The following is a 22,198-nucleotide window of genomic DNA, read 5'->3' on the forward strand; positions in this document are numbered from 1 at the left end:
TCTAATTTGCATTCATTTTGCCAGTTTTTTCGCTAAACCTTCTGCTACTGTGGTCAAATTTCGAAAATCGGGAGGAATTTCATGGCGTCCAGGACCAATCCGAAACGGGAAAAGCAGCTCGAAGCGGTACGCAAGATCGCGGCCACGACGGGCAAGGCGCATCTCGATCCCGAAATCCTGTTCGGCCGGGCAAGCAATGACGACATGGAGCATTACAGTCCGGAAATGCTGGCCCATGCTGCGGTGCACGCCGCGCGAGAGTTGGCAGCTTGGAACGGCACGTCTCCGCGCGTCAACATCGAACAGGTCGCCAATATCGAGCCTGATGGCGTCGCGGTGTCGATCCTCTCGATCACCGACCACAACATGCCCTTCCTCTACGAATCGATCATGGGCGAGGTGAGCAGCACCTACCGCGATCTCTACATGGCCGTGCACCCGATCCTGGTCATCGAGGAGGGCAAGCAGCCCAGTCTCTATTCCGCCGATCAGTTAAGCAATCCCGCCCATCGCGTCAGCCATATCCAGCTTCATCTGTCGCCATTGACGGCAGCGCAGGCAACGGATCTCATCAAGCGGCTGCAGGCCGCGCTCGATCAGACGCATCTCACCGTTTCCGACTGGAAGCCGATGCTGGCGCGCCTCGATATCGTCATTTCGGAACTCTCCACATATGAGGCCGCGGGACGCCGCAAGGGCGATCGCGACGAGGCTCTTGCCTTCCTTGCCTGGTTGCGCGACGGCAATTTCACCTTCCTCGGCATGCGCGAATATGTCTATTCCGGCAAGGGCGCCGACGCCAAGGTCGAGCGCGATCGCGGCGCCGGCCTCGGCATTCTTTCCAATCCGGATGTCCGCGTGCTGCGCCAGGGTAAGGACGCCGTCACCACGACGCCGGAAATCCTCGCCTTCCTCGACGGGCCGGATTTCCTGATCGTCACCAAGGCCAACGTCAAGTCGGTCGTCCATCGCCGCGCCTATATGGACTATGTCGGCGTCAAGCGCTTCGACAGCGACGGCAATGTCACCGGCGAGCTGCGTATCGTCGGCCTTTACACCTCGACGGCCTACACCAGCGCTGCCACCGAAGTGCCGCTGCTGCGCTCGAAGGTGCAGAAGGTCAAGGATCATTTCGGCTTCGACCCCACAAGCCATTCCGGCCGCATGCTGGAAAATACGCTGGAATCCTATCCTCGCGACGACCTCTTCCAGATCGATACGACGCTGCTCGCAAGCTTCGCCGAACAGATCAACGATCTGGCCGACCGGCCGCGCGTGCGGGCGCTGCCACGCATCGACCATTTCGATCGGTTCGTCTCCGTCATCGTCTATGTGCCGCGCGAAGAATATGATTCCGTCGTCCGTGAAAAGATCGGCAATTATCTGAAAACCGTCTATGACGGCCGCGTCTCTGCCTATTACCCGGCCTTCCCGGAAGGCGGCGTGGCGCGCGTGCATTTCATCATCGGCCGCAGCGCCGGCAAGACGCCGCATATTCCGCAAGCCAAGCTGGAAGAAGCGATCCGCGCCATAACCGCCCGCTGGGACGAGCGTTTCGTCATGCTCGCCGGCCCGAAAGCGCCGCGCATATCCGTCAGCCAGGCTTTCCAGGAAGCCTTCTCGCCGGAAGACGCCTTTGCTGATCTGCCCAATATTACGGCAACGGCCGGCGCCGAGCCGATCCGCATCGGCTTCTATGTCCGCAAGGACGAGGCAGGCGACATCCTTTCGCTGAAGATCTTCCACGGGCGAGGCAATCTGGCGCTGTCGCGCCGCGTGCCGCTGTTGGAAAATCTCGGTTTCAACGTCATCAGCGAGCGGACCTTCGATATCTATGTCACGGCCAAGGATGGCGGGGCGGGTCATGTCGTGCTTCATGACATGGAACTCGAGGCTCGTGGTGGCCTGACGATCGATCTCGCCCGCCATGGTGCCGCGCTGGAGGAAGCCTTCCTCGCCGCCTTCAGCGGCACGATCGACAATGACGCCTTCAACCGGCTGATCGTTTCGGCCGATCTCTCCGCTCGCGAAACCAATGTGCTGCGGGCTTACTCGCGCTACCTTCGCCAGGCCGGCATCGCCTATTCGCAGGACTATATCGCCGCGACGCTGGACAAGTATCCGCGCATTGCAGGATCGCTCTTCCGCCTGTTCCACGACACGCTCGATCCGAAGCTCAACGATAAGAGCCGTACGAAGAAGCTTGTCGAGCTGCACGCCGCCATCGAAACCGAGCTCGCCGACGTTCCAAGCCTCGATGACGACCGGATTCTCCGCCGCTACGTCAACGCCATCGATGCGACGCTGCGCACCAACTATTTCCAGAGGAGTGCCGACGGTACGCCGAAGGCGATGCTCGCCTTCAAGCTCGATCCGAAGCTTCTCGACGGCCTGCCCGAGCCGCGTCCCTTCCGCGAAATCTTCGTCTACGGCGTCGAGGTGGAAGGTGTGCATCTGCGCTTCGGCAAAGTGGCGCGTGGCGGCCTGCGCTGGTCCGATCGCGCCGAGGACTATCGCACCGAAGTGCTCGGCCTGGTGAAGGCGCAGCAGGTCAAGAACGCCGTCATCGTGCCCGTCGGCGCCAAGGGCGGCTTCTATCCGAAGAAACTCCCCGTCGGCGGCAGCCGCGACGAGATCTTCAATACCGGCCGCGAAGCCTACAAGACCTACATCCGCACGCTGCTGTCGATCACCGACAATATCTCCGGCGCCGATATCGTACCGCCGGCCGATACCGTGCGGCTCGATGGCGATGATCCTTATTTCGTCGTTGCCGCCGACAAGGGCACGGCCACTTTCTCCGACACTGCCAATGCACTGGCGCAGGAAGCCGGCTTCTGGCTGGACGACGCCTTCGCTTCCGGCGGCTCGGCCGGCTACGACCACAAGAAGATGGGCATCACCGCCCGCGGCGCCTGGGAAACCGTGAAGCGGCATTTCCGCGAGATGGATATCGATATCCAGACGACGCCCTTTAACGTCGTCGGCGTCGGCGACATGTCCGGCGACGTCTTCGGCAATGGCATGCTGCTCTCGCCGAAGATCCGCCTTCTGGCCGCCTTCGACCATCGCGACATCTTCATCGATCCCGATCCGGACATGGAAAGGACGCTTGCCGAACGTCAGCGCCTCTTCGACCTGCCGCGCTCCAGCTGGCAGGATTTCGACAAGTCGGTCCTGTCGAAGGGTGCGATGATCATTTCGCGCTTGGCAAAGTCGGTGACGCTGACGCCGGAAGCAGTCGCTGCCATCGGCATCGACAAATCGGTCGCCACGCCCTTCGAGATCATGACGGCGATCCTTAGGGCTCCCGTCGACCTGCTTTGGTTCGGCGGCATCGGCACCTATGTCAAGGCGCCGTCGGAAACGGATTCGGATGTCGGCGACCGTGCCAACGATCCGATCCGCATCACCGCCGAAGAGGTTCGCGCCAGGGTGATCGGCGAGGGCGCCAATCTCGGCGTCACCCAGAAGGGTCGCATCGCCTATGGCCTCAAGGGCGGACGCTGCAACTCCGACGCCATCGACAATTCGGCCGGCGTCAACACCTCGGACGTCGAGGTCAACATCAAGATCGCGCTCGCCAATGCCATGCATGACGGCCGCCTGACGCGTGCCAAACGCGATATCCTGCTGGCATCGATGACCGACGAAGTCGGGACTCTGGTATTGCGGAACAACTATCTGCAATCCCTGGCGATCTCGCTGACGGAGCGCAAGGGCACCGGCAACGGCCTGGAACTCAGCCGCTTTATGAGCGTGCTGGAAACGGCCAAGCAGCTCAACCGCAAGGTCGAGACGCTGCCCGACGATCAGACCTTCGCCGAGCGTTATGCCAACGGGCGTCCGCTGACGCGCGCTGAAATCGGCGTGCTGCTCTCCTATGCCAAGATCGTCCTCTTCGACGCGCTTATTGCCAGCAATCTGCCTGACGATCCCTATTTCGCCGCGACCCTCAGCCGCTATTTCCCAGCCAAGATGCAGCGTTCGAACGCCACCGATATCGACAGCCACCGGCTGCGCCGCGAGATCATCGCGACGGCGCTCGCCAACGAGGCGATCAATCGCGGCGGTCCGGGCTTTGCTGTGAGCATGATGGACGCGACGGCGGCATCGGCAGCCGAAGTCGTCAAAGCGGCCGTGGTCGCCCGCGACGGCTTCGATCTCGATCGCCTCTGGAACGAGACGGACGCGCTTGACGGCAAGGTTGGTGGCCAGATGCAGAACCGCGTCTATGGCGAGATCACCGAGGTCTATACGGTGCTCACCCGCCTGCTTCTGAAAACCGGCGCAGCCAAGGGCGACATCGAGGAGACGGTTAGCCGGCTTCAAGCAGCGCTGAAAAAGCTGCGGCCGGTCTTCCTCAGCCATATCCCGGCCGATTTCGCAGCCGAGATTGCCGCCCGCGAGGCGGAATACCAGGCTGCCGGCCTGCCGGAAAAGCTGGCTTCGGAAATCGCCACGATTTATGCGCTCGTCCTCGTTCCGGAGATCATGCAGATCGCCGAGCGCACCGGTGACACGCTGAACCGCGCCGCCGAAAGCTACTTCACCGTGTCGCAGACCTTCCGCGTCGGCCGCCTGCTGCTTGCCGGCAGCCGGATCGTCACGGGCGATCACTATGAAAGCCTTGCCCTGGCCCGCAGCCTCGACCAGATCGCCGGCGCCCGTCGCGATATCGTCATCTCGGCCCTGGCAAACCATCCGAAGGACAAACAGCCGATCCAGGCGTGGCATGCGGAAGATCGCATCCGCATCAACCGCATCGCCGAAGAGCTTGGCAGCCTGAGCGAAAGCGGTGATCCCAACCTCGCGCGAATCACCGTTGCCGCAGGCCTGCTGAGCGATCTTGCGAACGGCCGGGCAAGGTGACACAGTCCGCCCCGACCCCGGCAGGCGGGTGAGGGAATCAGGGGCTGGATTTGGTGACGACCGGGATTGGCGACGACGTGCCGGCAAAAGTGCCGGCACGCGGCATTTGGGGCTGGATGTTCTTCGACTGGGCGGCACAGCCGTTCTTCACCGTCGTCACCACCTTCATCTTCGGCCCCTATTTCGTCGCGCGGCTGACGGCCGATCCGGTCTCGGCGCAGACGACATGGAGCAATATGGCGACGATCTCCTCGGTGATCATCGCCCTCCTGTCGCCGGTCCTCGGTTCGATCGCCGATCAATCGGGCGCGCGCAAACCCTGGATCGCCTTCTTCGCCGTCATCAAGATCGCCAGCCTCTTCTGTCTCTGGGGTGCAGCACCGGGCTCGCCGGTGATCTATCCCGTCATCTTCATGATCCTCGCCTCGATCTCGGCCGAATTCTCGATCGTCTTCAACGATTCGATGATGCCGAGGCTGGTCGGCAAGGACGATATCGGCAAGCTGTCGAATGCCGCCTGGGGTCTCGGCTATCTCGGCGGCATGATCGTGCTGATCACCGTCGTCGCCCTGCTCGCCGGCAATCCGCAAACCGGCAAGACCATCTTCGGCCTGATGCCGCTCTTCGGCCTCGACGCAACGCTCGGCGAGGATGCGCGCGTCACCGGTCCGATTTCCGCCGTGTGGTACTTCCTCTTCATCCTGCCGATGTTCTTCTTCACGCCCGATGCCGCACGCGGCCTGCCGCTTCGAACCGCAGTTCGCTCGGGCCTGCGGGAGCTCAGAACGACGCTCGGCGAGTTGAAGCGCCGGCGCGGCATCAGCCTCTTCCTCGTCGCGCGCATGGTCTATCAGGATGGCGTCAACGGCCTGCTGATCCTCGGCGGCACCTTTGCGGCCGGCATGTTCGGCTGGGCGACGATCGAGATCGGCATCTACGGTATCATCCTCAACGTCATCGCCATTTTCGGCTGCTTTGCGGCCAGCTATGTGGACCGCTGGCTGGGCTCGAAAACGACTGTCGTCATCAGCCTGACGCTGCTGCTCGTCGCGACCTTCGGCATCATCTCGACCGGGCCTGGCTTCACGCTCTTCGGTCTCGTTCCGCTCTCGACCGTCAGCACCGGCAGCCTGTTCGGCACGGCGGCGGAAAAGGCCTATATCGGCTATGGCCTGCTCATCGGCATCGCCTTCGGCCCGGTGCAGGCCTCGTCACGCTCCTATCTGGCGCGCAGCGTCAGCCTTGCCGAGGCCGGCCGCTATTTCGGCATCTACGCACTCTCAGGCCGCGCCACCAGCTTCATGGCGACGCTGTTCTTCTCTCTGGTGACCTATTGGAGCGGCTCGGCGCGGCTCGGCATGGCGACGCTGGTCATCTTCCTCGCCGGCGGCCTGCTGCTTCTGCTGCCGACGCCCTATCCGGCTGACAAGGCGAAATAGGGATATTCCCATTTCGCTGAGGGATATGCTCATACCCTTCTCCCCAGCGGGGAGAAGGTGCCCGAAGGGCGGATGAGGGGGTCCCCCGGCGTATTCGGAACCAGCCTATATCGTTGCGAACAATATATAACTTCCGGCAACGCCCCTCACCCCGCGCTGCGCGCGACCCTCTCCCCGCTGGGGCGAGGGTAAAGCCATCAATGGCGGAAATGGCGGATGCCGGTGAAGACCATCGCGACATTATGCTCATTGGCGGCGTCAATGACTTCCTGATCGCGCATCGAGCCGCCCGGCTGGATGACGGCGGTGGCGCCGGCGGCAATCGCCGACAGCAGGCCGTCGGCAAATGGCAGGAAGGCTTCGGAGGCCACGGCGGAACCGCGCGTCAGCGGTTCGGCTAGCCCCATCGCCTTGGCCGCTTCTTCCGCCTTGATCGCGGCAATGCGGGCGGAGTCGACGCGGCTCATCTGTCCCGCGCCGATACCGGCCGTCTGGCCGTCCTTGGCGTAAACGACGGCATTCGACTTCACGTGCTTGGCCACACGGAAGGCGAATTTCATGTCCTCAAGCTCCTGCGCCGTCGGCGCGCGCTTGGTGACCACCTTCAGCTCCATGTCCTCGACCAAGGCATTGTCGCGGTTCTGGACCAGGAGGCCGCCGGAGACGGTCTTGGCGGTCAGGCCGGCTGCGCGCGGATCGGGCAGAGCGCCGACCGACAGCAGGCGGAGGTTGGGCTTGCGGGCGATGATCGCCTTGGCTTCCTCGCTGACCGCCGGTGCGATGATGACTTCAGTGAAGAGCTTGACGATCTCTTCCGCCGTTTCCGCATCGAGCAGGCTGTTCAGCGCGATGATGCCGCCGAAGGCCGAAACGGAATCACAGGCGAGAGCCCGCTTATAGGCTTCGACCAGGCTCGGGCCGGTGGCGACGCCGCAGGGATTGGCATGCTTGATGATCGCGCAGGCCGGACCTTTTTCCGGCAGGAACTCGGCCACAAGTTCGTAGGCGGCATCGGTGTCGTTGATATTGTTGTAGGAAAGCTGCTTGCCCTGGAGCAGCGTTGCCGTGGAAACGCCGGGACGGTTTTCGCCGGTGACGTAGAAGGCCGCCTTCTGATGCGGGTTTTCGCCATAGCGCATCTCCTCGCGCAGCACGCCGCCGATGACGCGGTGGCGCGGCGTGGCGATATCGAGCGCTTCGGCAAACCAGTTGGAGATCATCGCGTCATAGGCGGCAGTGCGGGCAAAAGCCTTGGCGGCCATGCGCTTGCGGAAATCGTAGGTGGTCTGGCCGGCATCGGCGGAAAGCTGCGCCAGCAGCTCGGCATAATCCGCCGGATCGGTCAGCGTCGTCACATAGGCGTGGTTCTTGGCGGAGGCGCGGATCATCGCCGGGCCGCCGATGTCGATATTCTCCACCGTCGTCGGATAGTCGCCGCCAGCCTTGCGCACGTCCTCGAAGGGATAAAGATTGATGACGGCAAGGTCGATGCCTTCGATGCCGTGCTCCTTCATCGCAGCCTGGTGCTCGGCATCGTCACGGATGGCGAGCAGGCCGCCATGCACCTTCGGATGCAGCGTCTTGACGCGGCCGTCCATGATCTCCGGGAACTCCGTGACCTCCGAGACATCGGTGACGGCAAGGCCTGCCGCAGCAATCGCCTTGTGCGTGCCACCGGTCGACAGCAGCCGCACGCCCTGTTCGCTGAGCGCGCGGGCCAGCTCGACGATGCCGGTCTTGTCGAAGACGGACAGAAGCGCGGTCTTCACCTTCACTTTGTCAGGGGCAGGGATTTTCTTGGAAACGACGGCCATGGGCTTTCTCCGGTCTGAAGCAATTCCAGGAAAAGGGCGCAGCAGTTTTCCGTCCGGAATTGCGAGATAACAAAAACAGAGCGAAAACGCTCTGGCATGAGGAGATGTCCGGCGGAAAGGGCGCGGGACGATAATGCCGCCCCGTTAGCATAGCTGGCGCGGTTAGCCTATGGCCGATGGGATAAAAACCAGCGGATTTCCGGCTTTTCGGTGATCTGGAAAACGATCTCGAGCTGATCGGAGGAGCGCATACCGGAAGGGTCGGCGAAAAAGATATCCTCCGCCACCAGCACCTCGTTACCCGGCGAGGAGAAGACCCAGGTCTCGCCGTCAGGCGCGATCAGCAGCGCGCTATCCGTCTCGGTCTGCAAAAGGCTGATCGAGGGATGGATATGGAAGCGGGCCGACGCGATACCTTCGCCTTTCGGCGCCTGTTTCCTGCCTTCCGGCACGAGGAAGCGGTCGCGTCCCGCGAGAATCGTGCCGCTAGCATTGAGGCTCAGCTCGCGCTCGTGAACATAGCCGAAGGTAGAGAGATAGCCGTCATGCGCAGCCCGGACATAATCGCGCCCATCTTCCGTCTCCGCGCGCTCGACGATGACCTTCTTCACGCCGCCGACCATGATCGGCCCCAGCGATTTCGACTTGGAGAACAGGCTCGACGAGGTATCGTTGAGGGTGACGGTCGAATGCGCAGCGGTCGCCCGCGCGGCCTGTGCGTAGCGCTCGCCGGCGAATTCCGGCGAACCGGAATTGATGATGAAGCGGCTCTTGCCCGACGACATTTCGAAGGAGAGGCAGCCCGCATGCGCCGTGCGGCTGAGATCGACCGATGCGGGAGCGCCGACATCGACGATGACGACGGCCTGGCCGGCTGCCAGCCGATGATATTTCGTGTGCGGCAGCGCCTTGAACGCCTGACCGGCCGTCTCGTCATAGCGCAGGACCGACATCAGTTCGTTGGCAAGCGTCGACGTCGCTCCGTTGAAGAGCGCCAGATCGCCGTCCTGATGGCGAAAGAAGCGAAGCGCCGGATACATGCGATCTATGCCGGGAATGAGGCGGATCGGCACGTCATGGCCGAGATTGACATAGGTCTGGCGCAACGGCAGCAAATCGAGCAGCAGCTCCAGCGACACCCGCGGATTGCGGGAGATATGGCCGCCATCGGGCAGGATCTGCCGGTCGATCTCGCGATCGAGCGCCTGACCGGCGCGCTTCAGCGCAAGGGCGCTATGGGGCATGGCAACAGAGGACATGGCCAGCGCGATGCGCACACGAAACCGCGTCGTGCCGTCCCTTGCCGTCGACGCCATTCGGCGCAGATAGCGCACGTGGAAGACGAGCATGCGCATGAAGCGGCGGTAGAAGCCGCTATCCGTCCCATGCAGGAGCACAGGCGAATGCGACAACAGGGCGATCAGCCGCTGCGCCGCGATGTCAGGCGACCAGGCAAGGCCATGCAGCCGGCGGCCGTGAACGGCGATCCAATCGCTCAGAATCGAACGCGCTAAGGCCGAAGCCTGGTCGCTCTTCTCTGCCCGCAAATGCCGCAGCCAGCGGAAATTGTGCAGACGCGCGGCGAAGGCCCGCGACGGCAGCTCCAGGGAAAAGGGCGATGCGCCCTGCAGTTCCAGAACCCGGCCGGCGAGCAGGATGCGGCCGTTCAGAAGTTCTTCGACAAAAAACGGATCGACGCTGCGCAGGTCGGTCGGCGCCACGATCAGGCGTTCCGGCACACGCATGGTGTGGCGGGTGAGACGCAATCGCGTCAACGCCGCGCGGCGCGACATCCGCCGCCATGCTTCCCGCATGTATGAACTCACAAAACCCTGCCGCAGACCTGCATATTCGCTTCTGCTTACTCTCGTTACCCGTAGTTAAAAAGAGGTTACACATATACCAATTAAGGACATGTTACCGGATTCTTAACTGATGCGCGAAAGATGCGATAAGAGTGCGACTAACGCGTGCGTCGCAGCATGGCGGCGAAAAATCCGTCGAGGCCGGAGGCAAAGCCGCCGGTCAGCGGCAGCATGTCCGGCGTGGTGCGGAAAGCGCCGAGAGGTGAGATCGCTGCTTCGAGGCCGGGCCAGTCGCCGGGCGTGATTGGAACGCGCTCGACACTATCAGTATCAGCGAGAAGACGGGTGACCAGATCCTCGCCTTCTTCGGGATCGAGCGAACAATTGGAGAAGACCACTAGGCCGCCGGGCTTGACCAGCGTCAGGGCATGGCGAAGCAGGCGCTCCTGCAAGGCGGCAAGCTTGGCGATATCCTCCGGGCCCTTGGTCCAGAGCACGTCGGGATGACGGCGGGTGGTTCCCGTCGAGGAGCAGGGGGCATCGAGAAGGGCAGCATCGAAAAGCGCGTCGGGCTGATATTTGCTCATATCGGCAACGACGGTCTCCGCTTCCAGCCCGAGACGCGCGAGATTGGCCGACAGCCTCTTCAACCGATTGGCAGATTGGTCGAGAGCCGTGACCTTGCCGCCGGCAAGGATCAACTGCGCCGTCTTGCCGCCGGGCGCGGCACAGAGATCGACGATCCGCTTGCCGGCGAGCGAGCCGAACAATTTCGCCGGAATACTGGCGGCGGCATCCTGCACCCACCATTCGCCCTCCTCGAAGCCCTCAAGCGAGGGAATGGACCCTTCGAAAGCGGCGAGCCGCACGCCGCCGGTCGGCAGCACCACGCCATTGAGGCGTTTTGCCCAGCCTTCGGCATCGGATTTCACCGTAAGATCGATCGCCGCCGGCTCAAGCTGCGTGTCCGAAATTTTGAGTGCAGCCTGCGCCCCGTAGGCAGATTCCAGGCGGGAGAGAAACCAGGCCGGCATCGCCGGCACGCTTGCGACCTGTTCTAGAATGACCTGCTTCTCCCGCCCGATGCGCCGGAGAATGGCGTTGACCAGCTTGGCAAAGCGGCGATTGCGGGGATCGCGATTGGCCTGCTCGACAGCAAGATCGACGGCGGAATGATCCGGCACATCGAGATAGAGCATCTGCGCAGCACCGACCACCAGCACGTGATGCAGGGCGCGAGCGCCTTCCGGCAGCGGCGCATCGAGCAGAGACGATATCGCCGCTTCGATGCGCGGCAAATGCCGCAGCGCGCTGTTCAGGATGGCGCGCACTAGCGCCCGATCGCTATCGCCGAGCGCCTTGTAGGCAGGATTGCCGCCCTCCGCATCCAGCATGCCGTCGAGCGGTGTCTTGCGGTCGATGACGGCAGCCAGAATCTTCGTTGCGGCAGCGCGCGCGGCAAAGCCGGGCTTTGCAGGCGCCGAATCATGCTGGCGAGCCTCAGCCGGCCCCTTGCCCGATCCTCTTCCGTCCTTGTTTAAAGCTTTGTTTTTCTTGTCAGAACTCAAGACCAGGGTCCCTTCGGCGGTTGCGAACCACCGCGACCCGTATTCGGTACGGAGCGCGATTTGCGTTCCGGATTAGCAGTCAAGACCGGTCCCGTCGAGCCAAAGCCGGACGGCGCCCTGGGCGAAGGGCCGCCGCCGCCACCATAGCGCGCCATTTCATGCAATGCGGCGATGCGGTTTTCCGTGTTCGGATGCGTCGAGAACAGATTGTCCATGCGCTCGCCCGACAGCGGATTGATGATGAACATATGCGCCGTCGCCGGATGGCCTTCGGCCGCTTCGTTCGGGATATGCTCCGCCCCACGGGCGATCTTGCCAAGCGCCGAGGCCAGCGACAGTGGATTGCCGCAGATTTCGGCGCCACGGCGATCGGCCGAATATTCGCGTGTGCGGCTGATCGCCATCTGCACCAGCATTGCCGCCAGAGGGGCGACGATCATCGCCAACAGGACGCCGATCATGCCGAGCGGATTGTTGTTGTCGCGGCGGCCGCCGAAGAAGAAGGCGACGTTGCCAAGCATGGAAATGGCGCCGGCAAGCGTCGCCGTGATCGTCATGGTTAGCGTGTCGCGGTTCTGCACATGCGCAAGCTCATGCGCCATCACGCCGGCTACTTCGTCCGGCGTCAGCGCATGCAGCAGGCCGGTCGAGGCGGCAACGGCGGCGTTTTCCGGGTTGCGGCCGGTGGCGAAGGCATTCGGCTGCGGACTGTCGTAAAGATAGACCTTCGGCATCGGCAGGCCGGCATTGCGGGCGAGATCCTGGATGATCCGGTAGAATTCCGGGGCGCTGCGCTCATCCACTTCCTGCGCATTATAGGTGGAAAGCACCATCCGGTCGGAATTCCAGTAGGAAAAGAAGTTCATGCCGGCGGCAACGACAAATGCGATCAGCATGCCCGATTGACCGCCGATCAGATAGCCGACGCCCATGAACAGGGCGGTCATGAAGGCAAGCAGCATGGCGGTACGCATGAGATTCATCGAGGGGTCTCCAACACATCTGTCGTCCAAACCTTTTTCTTTGCGGCCGGACGCACTATGATTTGGCTATTCATCCGCCTATTTCAACGGTTCCGGACCGATCGCCTCATGCAGACAGCAGATAACGACAATAAATTAGACACCGAAGCCGGTGAAATCACCCGCAAGCCGCTCTCGCCCGCCGCCAGGCGCGCGCTGGCAGAAGCGGAAGAGCGCCGCAAGGGGCAGGAAGCTCAGGCGCAGGCCGAACTCCCCCCCGAAATCGGCGGCCGCGGCGGCGCCGACCCCGCCCGCTTCGGCGATTGGGAGATCAATGGGCGGGCAATTGATTTTTGAGACACATTGCTCATCACCATGATGAGAAGGAGCCACTACGCCCAATAGCCGATACCGCTATCGTGGGGAAACAGAGGGGAAATGATGCCTGTAGGTTTCTCCCAGGGACTGTCCTTCGATCAGAGCCGAACAAATTGGGATGGTACAGGCCCCCGGCCACTCGCTTGGTCTGTTTGGTACCCGGCCAACGATGAAGCGATAGAGACGCCACCATTGGCGCCATCATGGTTTAAGCAGGAAGCCGTCGCGTACGATGCGCCGATCAAGCTGACGTCCGATCCGCTGCCGGTCGTCATGTTGTCCCACGGCTCGGGCGGCGTCGCGGGCGGCTTGAGCTGGCTTGGGCATCGTCTGGCGCAATCCGGCTTTGTTGCCCTGGCGATAAACCATCATGGTCACACGGGCTCCGAGCCCTATAGGCCCGAAGGCTTCCTGTGTCTCTGGGAACGGGCCAGCGATTTAAGCGCATTGTTCGACGCCGATGATTGGAAAGAGGTTCTGGGAGCGACATTCGGGAACCGCGCCCACGTCGCCGGCTTCTCCGCCGGTGCTTATACGACGCTGCTGCTCTTGGGAGCACGCGTGGCATACTCCCAGTTTGAACCTGATAATCCTCGAAAGAGCCCAGTGCGAGGCCCAAGGGAATTCCCTGATTTGGCCAAGCATATCCCTTCACTTCTACATGACAGAATTTTTCTGGAGTCGTGGAATCGGCGAAGGGAAAACTTCAAGGACGAAAGATTTGTGAACGGGCTGGCGATTGCGCCTGGCCGCTCGGTTCTCGGCTTTGCCGAGGACAGCCTCGAACAAATAAATGCGCCGGTTCAAATTATAGGAGGCGATGCGGATACCATCGCTCCCGCGAACGAATGCTGCGTTTGGCTTCACGAAAAGATCCGACCCAGTTCCCTTGAGATCCTCCAGGGAGGAGTAGGTCATTACACCTTTTTACCAGAACCCACGCCGCAAGGCATAAAGACGTCGCCGGAGATATTTTATGACTCCGGTTTGCAGCGAAGAAGCGTACACGATCATGTCGCTCGCTCCGCGATTACCTTTTTCAGAGCTTCCGGATGAGCCTTGAAAATTAGACGAGGATTTAGCCTCGTCTAATCCTGAGGCATTCTCCCTACCAGCCGAAGCAGCGCGGGGTTCACCTAAGCCGCATCGGCCTTGTTCTGTCTATTGGCGATCAAATCATCAACGACAGCCGGATCGGCCAGTGTCGACGTATCCCCAAGCGCGCCGAAATCGTCCTCGGCAATCTTGCGCAGGATGCGGCGCATGATCTTGCCGGAGCGGGTTTTCGGCAGGCCGGGGGTGAACTGGATCTTGTCCGGCGAGGCGATGGGGCCGATTTCGGTGCGAACGTGCTTCACCAGCTCCTGCCGCAGCGCGTCCGAACCTTCCTGGCCGACCATCAGCGTCACGTAACAGTAGATGCCCTGGCCCTTGATCGAATGCGGATAGCCGACGACAGCCGCCTCCGAAACATGCTTGTGCGATACCAGTGCCGATTCGACCTCGGCCGTGCCGAGGCGATGGCCTGAGACGTTGAGCACGTCATCGACGCGGCCGGTGATCCAGTAATAGCCGTCCTCGTCGCGCCGGCAGCCGTCACCCGTGAAGTACTTGCCCTTGTAAGTCGAAAAATAGGTCTGGATGAAGCGCTCGTGGTCACCATAAACAGTGCGCATCTGGCCGGGCCAGCTGTCGGCGATGACGAGATTGCCGTCGGCCGCACCTTCCAGCACATTGCCTTCGCTATCGACCAGCTCCGGCTGGACGCCGAAAAAGGGCAGGGTGGCCGAACCGGGCTTCAGGTCCGTCGCGCCCGGAAGCGGCGTGATCATATGGCCGCCGGTTTCCGTCTGCCACCAGGTATCGACGATCGGGCTGCGGCTGTCGCCGACCACCTTGTAGTACCATTCCCATGCTTCCGGATTGATGGGCTCACCCACCGTGCCGAGCAGGCGCAGGCTTGAGCGCGACGAACGCTTGACGAAATGATCGCCGGCACCCATCAGCGAGCGGATCGCCGTCGGTGCGGTGTAGAAGATATTGACCTTGTGCTTGTCGATGACATCCCAGAAGCGGCCCTGGTCGGGATAATTCGGCACGCCTTCGAACATCAGCGAGGTCGCCCCGTTGGCGAGCGGCCCGTAGACGATATAGGAGTGGCCGGTCACCCAGCCGACATCGGCCGTGCACCAGTAGATATCGCCGGGGTGATAGTCGAACGTATATTCATGCGTCATCGCCGCATAGACGAGATAGCCGCCCGTCGTGTGCAGCACGCCCTTCGGCTTGCCGGTGGAACCCGACGTATAGAGAATAAAGAGCGGATCTTCCGCCTTCATCTTCGCAGGCGGACAATCCGCCTTCACCTTGGCGATAGCCTCGTGATACCAGAGATCGCGGTCGGCCTCCCAGGCGACCTTGCCGCCGGTGCGGCGCACGACCAGGACATTCTTGACCGCAACTTTCTGCTTGGCCGCGATCTGGATCGCCTTATCGGTGTTTTCCTTGAGCGGGATGGATTTGCCGCCGCGAACGCCTTCGTCGCAGGTAATGACAAAGGTCGATTCGCAATCGACGATACGACCGCCCAGCGCCTCGGGCGAAAAGCCGCCGAAGACGACCGAATGCACCGCGCCGATGCGGGCGCAGGCGAGCATGGCGTAAGCCGCTTCCGGGATCATCGGCATATAGATGGTGACGCGATCGCCCTTCTTGACGCCGTGCTTCTTCAAGACGTTCGCCAGTCGGCAGACCTGCTCGTAGAGCTCGTTATAGGTGATCTTCTTGTCGATATAGGGATTGTCGCCTTCCCAGATGAAAGCGACGCGGTCCCCGTGCTTCTTCAGGTGCCGGTCGATGCAATTGTAGGAGACGTTGGTCACGCCGTCCTCGAACCATTTGATCGAGACCTTGCCGGTAAACGACGTATTCTTGACCTTGGTATAAGGCTTGAACCAGTCGAGGCGCTTGCCATGCTTTCCCCAGAATTTGTCGGGATCCTCGACGCTCTGCTGATACCATTTCTGGTATTTCGCCTTATCGATCAAAGCACGCGCCTTGACCGGTTTCGTCACCGGGTGAATCTTTTCCGACATAGTCTCCTCCTCGAATTCCGGCACCCCCTGTCGCAATTATGGGTGCTCTTTCCGCCCAATCAATAGCAGGTCAAACTACGACAGCAATTGGACAAAGTGCATTTCATACTCAAAGAATTGCAATTCCGCGACACTACCGTTATATAGGGCAATATTTCCCGGACAATGTGGTGTTACACCCCGGACCGCGACACCGGCGCGGACTGACAGAAGGACTATATCTATGGCTCAACAATTGCTCATGCCGAAGGCAACTGCCATCTGGCTTGTCGACAATACAGCCTTGTCATTCGACCAGATCGCGCAGTTCTGCAAGCTGCATCCGCTCGAAGTGAAAGCCATTGCCGACGGCGAAGCCGCACAGGGCATCAAGGGTCAGGACCCGATCTCGACCGGCCAGCTTTCGCGCGAGGAAATCGCCCGCGCCGAAGCCAATCCGAACCACAAGCTGAAGCTCTCCGAGCCGAAGGTTCGCGTGCCCGAATCGAAGCGCCGCGGCCCGCGTTACACGCCCGTTTCCAAGCGCCAGGACCGCCCGAATGCCATTCTCTGGCTGGTGCGCAACCATCCGGAACTGAAGGATGCGCAGATTTCCCGCCTCGTCGGCACCACCAAGTCGACCATCGAGCAGATCCGCGAGCGCACCCACTGGAATTCGGCCAACCTGGCACCGATGGATCCGGTGACGCTCGGCCTCTGCAGCCAGATCGACCTCGACATGGAAGTCGAAAAGGCCTCCAAGGGCCGTCCGCTGCCGACCGCCGCCGAACTCGGCGCGACGCTGCAGCCCGCCCAGGAAACTGAAAAGCTCGGCTTCAGCTATGAGCGTGACGAGCCTAAGGAAAAGGAAATCGACGCCGACGCCGTCTTCGCCAAGCTGAAATCGCTGAAGTCGACCACCCGCGACGACGACGACGATCAGTTCTGAGATCCGGCATTATCGGTTGCAAATACGAAGGCCCCGTCGAAATCCGGGGCTTTTTGTTGCTGAGCAGCCGCGGGCCATACTCGATAGAACCAAGTTCTATACAACGACCGTGCGCAGAAGGTTAGCGCCTCATGGTGAGGTGCGTAGGCTCCTGAGCTTGTCGAAGGGGCCGTAGCCTCGAACCACGAGGGCGAATGGTGGACGACCACACGCATCTCTGCCCGACCCATGACGGCGTTGCCTTTGTTTTCGATTGGATCTACCGCGCCCCGAAAATCGCTGAGCCGACGCGAACGCTTGTCGCGCCAAAGGCGACGGCAATTTCATAGTCGCTTGACATGCCCATGGAGAGCTTTTCCACGCCTGCTTTTTTGGCAAGCTTTGCGAGCAAGGCAAAATGCGGCCCCGGATTCTCGTCCGCCGGCGGAATGCACATCAGGCCTTCGATCGAAAGTCCGAGCTCCTTGCGGCAGAGATCGACAAAGGCGGCGGTATCATCAGGTGCGATCCCAGCCTTTTGCGGCTCCAGACCGGTATTCACCTGCACATAGAGCCTGACGGTCTTGCCTTGCCGTTTCATTTCATCGGCGATCGCACGGGCGATCTTTTCCCGATCGATCGTTTCGATGACATCGAACAGCGCCACGGCATCGACGGCCTTGTTCGATTGCAGCGGCCCGATCAGGTGCAGCTCGATCCCAGGCGTCTCGGCCTTCAGCTCTGGCCATTTGCCCTGGCTTTCCTGCACGCGGTTCTCGCCGAACACGCGCTGACCGGCCGAAATTGCCGGCCGGATCGCAGCGGCATCGAACGTTTTGGAAACGGCAACGAGCTGCACGGCACCATCAGGCCGACCGGCCTGACGCTCCGCCGCCGCGATGTGGGAACGAACTTCGTTCAGGCGCTCTTGAAGTTCCATCTTTTCGCCTCGATATTCACGCTTGCTTCTCAGACTTTGCAGTAATGAGGCGAGCGGCCTTTGCCAAGGGCGATTGCGCCGGAATCCAGCTTTGCTTTGCAAGATAAGGCACTTGCCGCGCCTGCTAAACTTGACGCTTGGGTGGTTTCGTGGTGAAGGTCACGCCTTAATCCCCATGATTTTCCGGAATACAAAATCAGATGACGACCGAACGTTATAATCCGCGCGACGCCGAGCCTCGCTGGCAGCAGAAATGGAACGAGGACGAGGTCTTCGTGACCGACAACGCCGATCCGCGGGAGAAATACTACGTTCTAGAGATGTTTCCCTATCCGTCGGGCCGCATCCACATGGGTCATGTGCGCAACTACGCCATGGGCGATGTTGTTGCCCGCTACAAGCGGGCGCGCGGCTATAACGTGCTGCACCCCATGGGCTGGGATGCCTTCGGCATGCCGGCGGAAAACGCCGCCCGCGACAACAAGGTGCATCCGAAGGAATGGACCTACCAGAACATCGCCTCGATGCGCACACAGCTGAAAGCCATGGGCCTGTCGCTGGACTGGAGCCGCGAATTCGCCACCTGCGACGTCGACTACTATCATCGCCAGCAGATGCTCTTCATCGACATGATGGAGAAGGGTCTGGTCTATCGCAAGAAATCCAAGGTCAATTGGGACCCGGTCGACAACACCGTTCTTGCCAATGAGCAGGTCATCGACGGGCGCGGCTGGCGCTCCGGCGCCCTGGTCGAGCAGCGCGAGCTGACGCAGTGGTTTTTCAAGATCACCGAATTCAGCCAGGAGCTGCTTGATGCCCTGGACACGCTCGACCATTGGCCCGAAAAAGTACGGTTGATGCAGAAGAACTGGATCGGCCGCTCCGAAGGCCTGTCCATCCGCTGGGAGATCGTGCCGGAAACCGCGCCCAATGCCGATCGCGAGATCACGGTCTACACGACGCGTCCCGACACGCTGTTTGGCGCGTCCTTCCTGGCGATATCGGCAGATCATCCGCTGGCCAAGGAAGCCGCTGCGAAGGACCCGGCCATCGAAGCCTTCTGCGAGGAGTGCCGCCGCGCCGGCACCTCGCTGGCAGCACTCGAAACCGCCGAGAAGAAGGGCATGGACACCGGCATCCGCGTCCGTCATCCCTTCGACCCCTCCTGGGAATTGCCGGTCTATATCGCCAATTTCGTGCTGATGGATTATGGCACGGGCGCCATCTTCGGCTGCCCGTCGGGCGACCAGCGCGATCTGGATTTCGCCCGCAAATACGATCTGCCCGTTGTGCCTGTTGTCATGCCCGCTGATGGCGATGCTGCGAGCTTTACCGTCGGCGACGTCGCCTATGACGGCGACGGCGTGATGATCAATTCGCGCTTCCTTGACGGCATGAGCACCGAGGAAGCCTTCCAGACGGTGGCGACGAAGCTCTCTGAGACGAGCCTCGGCAACACGCCGCAGGCGGAACGCAAGGTGAATTTCCGCCTGCGCGACTGGGGCATCTCCCGTCAGCGTTACTGGGGCTGCCCGATCCCGGTCATCCATTGCGATGATTGCGGCGTGCTGCCGGTGCCGAAGAAGGATCTGCCGGTCAAGCTGCCTGACGACGTGACTTTCGACCAGCCCGGCAATCCGCTCGACCGGCACGCCAGCTGGCGGCACGTCGCCTGCCCGCAATGCGGCAAGGATGCCCGTCGGGAAACCGATACGATGGATACCTTCGTCGATTCGAGCTGGTATTTCGTCCGCTTCACCGCACCTTGGGAAAACCAGCCGACCGACCAGTCAGCAGCCAACCGCTGGCTGCCGGTCGATCAATATATTGGCGGCATCGAGCATGCGATCCTGCATCTGCTCTATTCGCGCTTCTTCACCCGCGCCATGCGCGAAACCGGCCATCTTGACGTCAAAGAGCCCTTCAAGGGCCTGTTCACGCAGGGCATGGTGGTGCACGAAACCTACAGCCGCGGCCAAGGCCTGACGCGCGAATGGGTATCGCCGGCCGATATCAGCATCGAGGAAGTGGACGGGCAGCGCCGGGCAACGCTGCTGTCGACCGGCGAGAACATCGCCATCGGCTCCATCGAGAAGATGTCGAAGTCTAAGAAGAACGTCGTCGATCCCGATGACATCATCGCGTCCTACGGTGCCGATACCGCGCGCTTCTTCGTGCTTTCCGATTCGCCTCCCGATCGCGACGTCATCTGGTCCGAAGCGGGCGTCGAAGGCGCCCACCGTTTCACGCAGCGCATGTGGCGCCTGGTCTCCGAAGCGGCCGAGGCTCTGAAGTCCGTCGAGCCGACTCCGGCTAAGGAGGGCGAGGCGCTTGCGGTTTCACAGATCGCGCACCGCACGCTGAAGTCCGTTCAGGGCGATTACGACAAGCTCGCCTTCAACAAGGCCGTGGCGCGCATCTACGAATTCGTCAACGCGCTGGCTGCGCCGCTGGGCAAGGTTGCGGCTGGCCAGGCCGACGCCGCCTACTGCTCCGCCGTTCGTGAAGCCGTCGAGATCCTGATTGCGCTGGTTGCGCCGATTACGCCGCATCTGGCCGAGGAATGCTCGGCAGCACTCGGCAATAGCCACATGATCGCGACCAGCCCCTGGCCGACTTATGACGAGGTGCTCGTCGTCGAAAACGAGATCATCTATCCCGTTCAGATCAACGGCAAGAAACGCGCTGAATTGACAATCGCGCGCGATGCAGATCAGAATGCCGTCCAGCAGGCCGTGCTTGGCCTGGATGCCGTCAAAAGCGCGTTGAATGATCAGGCGCCAAAGAAGATCATCGTCGTTCCACAGAGGATCGTAAACATTGTCGTCTGATACTCTTTTCAAGTTCGCCCGCATTGCCGGCGTAGCATCTCTGATGGCCGCTGCCGGCCTTCTGTCCTCCTGCCAGGTCAAGCCGCTCTATGCCGTCAGCACCGGCGTGACGCAGAAGCTGTCCGAGGTCTCTTTCTCAGACGCCACTTCGCGCGTCGGCCAGCAAGTCCGCAACCAGCTGATCTTCATCGCCGGGCGCGGCGCCGGCGAGACCAAGACACCGAAATACACCGTCGATCTGGGCGTCAGCTCGGGCACGGGCGGCGTTATCTACCTGCCGTCCTCCGATACGTCGGGAGCTGGCCGTACGACCGTCACCGCATCCTTCACGCTGAAGGATGCCAGCAACGGCAAGGTACTGAAGTCCGGCAGCCGTTCGGTCACGTCGCTGGTGGATTTCCCGTCGCAGGAATTCGCCAAGCAGCGTGCGATCCGCGATTCGGAAGATCGCGCTGCCCGCGAGGTCGCCGAAATGGTGGCTGCCGACATCGCTGCCGCGCTCAGCCGCTGATCAAGGGCGCGGCATGGCGGAAATCAAGTCTCACGAATTTGACGGATTCCTCCAAAATGCCGCGCGGAACTACCGGATTTTCGTCGTTTATGGCCCGGATCGCGGCCTGGTTTCCGAACGCGCGGCCCAAATCGCGGCCAAGACCGGCGTCGATCTGAAAGATCCTTTCTCCGTTATCAAGCTCGATGTTACCGACCTGCAGAGCGATGCAGGCCGCTTGCTCGACGAAGTCAATGCCATCGGCCTCTTCGGTGGCGAGAAGCTCGTCTGGATTCGCGGCGCCGCCAACGAAAAAGGCCTCATCGATTCGTTGCAGATTATCGCTGATAACCCGCCGGATGCGAGTTTTGTCATTATCGAGGCAGGCGATCTCAAGAAGGGGTCGGGGTTGCGCAAGGTAGCCGAACCGTCTCGCGCGGTCGCGACAATTCCCTGCTACGCAGACGACATTCGCGCGCTCAACGGTCTCATCGATACTGAGCTGGCAAATGAAAATCTCCGCATCACGCCCGCGGCCCGCCAGGTGCTGTTGGAGCTTCTCGGCGGCGATCGTATTGCCTCGCGCAACGAAGTCCGCAAGCTGGCGCTCTATTGCCGCGGGCAGGGTATGATCGAGGAAGGGCATGTTACCGATATCATCGGCGATGCCAGCGCGATCTCCACGGACGACGCCGTCGACGCCATTCTGAAGGGCGATTCGGAAGCGTTCCTGCATGCCATGCAGAAGATCGCCACCTCGAAAACGCCGATGTTTCTCGTGCTACAGGGCTGCCTGAGGCAATTTCAATTGCTCGATACGATGCGGGCCGAAATGGACGAAAAGCGACTGGCGCCAGCGCAGGTCATGCAGACACTTGGGCGCCACCAGCATTTTCGCCGCAAGCCGATTATCGAGCAGGCACTCAAGAGCTGGACAGCGCCAGCCATTGCCCGCGAGATGAACAGGCTGCAATCCGCCATCCTGCAGACGCGCCAGCGCGCCAGCCTGGAGGATACGATCGCCACCCAGACCCTGCTGGCAACAACGCTGCAATCCGCCCGCAAGGGCTGATGTTTCACGGGAAACATTTTTCCGC

At 61.5% G+C, this 22,198-nt stretch carries 14 protein-coding genes; 8 read left to right on the forward strand and 6 right to left on the reverse strand.

The features are described from left to right. Positions 1–81 precede the first annotated feature (81 nt). Positions 82–4,872 (forward strand): NAD-glutamate dehydrogenase, encoded by a 4,791-nt coding sequence (locus AB8B29_RS16820; protein ID WP_112440780.1) that lies wholly within the window; start codon positions 82–84, stop codon positions 4,870–4,872. A 50-nt stretch (positions 4,873–4,922) separates the two neighbouring features. Beyond that, the gene (locus AB8B29_RS16825; RefSeq protein ID WP_051963406.1) at positions 4,923–6,311 is read left to right on the forward strand and encodes an MFS transporter; all 1,389 of its coding nucleotides are present in this window, start codon (positions 4,923–4,925) and stop codon (positions 6,309–6,311) included. Between the two features lie 197 nt (positions 6,312–6,508). Here AB8B29_RS16825 and purH read toward each other — a convergent pair whose 3' ends face one another. From purH to htpX, 4 genes are all read right to left on the reverse strand, one after another. Then, positions 6,509–8,125: a bifunctional phosphoribosylaminoimidazolecarboxamide formyltransferase/IMP cyclohydrolase gene (gene purH / locus AB8B29_RS16830; RefSeq protein ID WP_037195655.1), complete on the reverse strand. Its 1,617-nt coding sequence runs from the start codon at positions 8,123–8,125 to the stop codon at positions 6,509–6,511. A 167-nt stretch (positions 8,126–8,292) separates the two neighbouring features. Then, positions 8,293–9,939, reverse strand: coding sequence for a heparinase II/III family protein (locus AB8B29_RS16835; RefSeq protein ID WP_037195652.1), 1,647 nt, complete (start codon positions 9,937–9,939; stop codon positions 8,293–8,295). Positions 9,940–10,088: 149 nt separating this feature from the next. Next, on the reverse strand, positions 10,089–11,498 hold the full coding sequence (locus AB8B29_RS16840; RefSeq protein ID WP_047637635.1) for an RsmB/NOP family class I SAM-dependent RNA methyltransferase: 1,410 nt from the start codon (positions 11,496–11,498) through the stop codon (positions 10,089–10,091). Then, the gene (htpX, locus tag AB8B29_RS16845; RefSeq protein WP_037195647.1) at positions 11,495–12,481 is read right to left on the reverse strand and encodes a zinc metalloprotease HtpX; all 987 of its coding nucleotides are present in this window, start codon (positions 12,479–12,481) and stop codon (positions 11,495–11,497) included. Before htpX ends, AB8B29_RS16840 begins: the two co-directional genes overlap by 4 nt. A gap of 108 nt (positions 12,482–12,589) precedes the next feature. Between htpX and AB8B29_RS16850 the strand changes: the two genes are divergently transcribed. Together AB8B29_RS16850 and AB8B29_RS16855 are read left to right on the forward strand one after the other, a co-directional pair. After that, entirely contained in the window at positions 12,590–12,817 is a 228-nt protein-coding gene (locus AB8B29_RS16850) for a DUF1674 domain-containing protein (RefSeq protein ID WP_037196138.1), read from the forward strand. A gap of 84 nt (positions 12,818–12,901) precedes the next feature. Beyond that, the gene (locus AB8B29_RS16855; RefSeq protein ID WP_037196135.1) at positions 12,902–13,894 is read left to right on the forward strand and encodes an alpha/beta hydrolase family protein; all 993 of its coding nucleotides are present in this window, start codon (positions 12,902–12,904) and stop codon (positions 13,892–13,894) included. Between the two features lie 80 nt (positions 13,895–13,974). Here the strand turns inward: AB8B29_RS16855 and acs are convergent, their stop codons facing one another. Then, entirely contained in the window at positions 13,975–15,933 is a 1,959-nt protein-coding gene (gene acs / locus AB8B29_RS16860) for an acetate--CoA ligase (protein WP_037195645.1), read from the reverse strand. A 223-nt stretch (positions 15,934–16,156) separates the two neighbouring features. Between acs and AB8B29_RS16865 the strand changes: the two genes are divergently transcribed. Further along, positions 16,157–16,861, forward strand: a complete 705-nt coding sequence (locus AB8B29_RS16865; protein WP_037195643.1) for a DUF1013 domain-containing protein — start codon at positions 16,157–16,159, stop codon at positions 16,859–16,861. Between the two features lie 259 nt (positions 16,862–17,120). Here AB8B29_RS16865 and AB8B29_RS16870 read toward each other — a convergent pair whose 3' ends face one another. Further along, positions 17,121–17,780, reverse strand: coding sequence for a YggS family pyridoxal phosphate-dependent enzyme (locus AB8B29_RS16870; protein ID WP_037195641.1), 660 nt, complete (start codon positions 17,778–17,780; stop codon positions 17,121–17,123). Positions 17,781–17,980: 200 nt separating this feature from the next. Between AB8B29_RS16870 and leuS the strand changes: the two genes are divergently transcribed. The 3 genes from leuS to holA are packed head-to-tail and all read left to right on the forward strand — an operon-like array spanning position 17,981 to position 22,173. Beyond that, the gene (gene leuS / locus AB8B29_RS16875) at positions 17,981–20,611 is read left to right on the forward strand and encodes a leucine--tRNA ligase (protein WP_037195639.1); all 2,631 of its coding nucleotides are present in this window, start codon (positions 17,981–17,983) and stop codon (positions 20,609–20,611) included. Continuing rightward, a complete protein-coding gene (lptE, locus tag AB8B29_RS16880; RefSeq protein ID WP_047559388.1) occupies positions 20,601–21,122 on the forward strand; it encodes an LPS assembly lipoprotein LptE in 522 nt (173 codons plus the stop codon). The genes leuS and lptE overlap by 11 nt, the downstream gene beginning before the upstream one ends. Before the next feature lie 13 nt (positions 21,123–21,135). Next, the gene (gene holA, locus AB8B29_RS16885; RefSeq protein WP_439006612.1) at positions 21,136–22,173 is read left to right on the forward strand and encodes a DNA polymerase III subunit delta; all 1,038 of its coding nucleotides are present in this window, start codon (positions 21,136–21,138) and stop codon (positions 22,171–22,173) included. Positions 22,174–22,198 lie beyond the last annotated feature (25 nt).

This window comes from Rhizobium sp. 11_C7_N12_5, assembly GCF_051811145.1.
In the GTDB taxonomy this organism is placed as follows: Bacteria; Pseudomonadota; Alphaproteobacteria; order Rhizobiales; family Rhizobiaceae; genus Rhizobium; species Rhizobium lusitanum.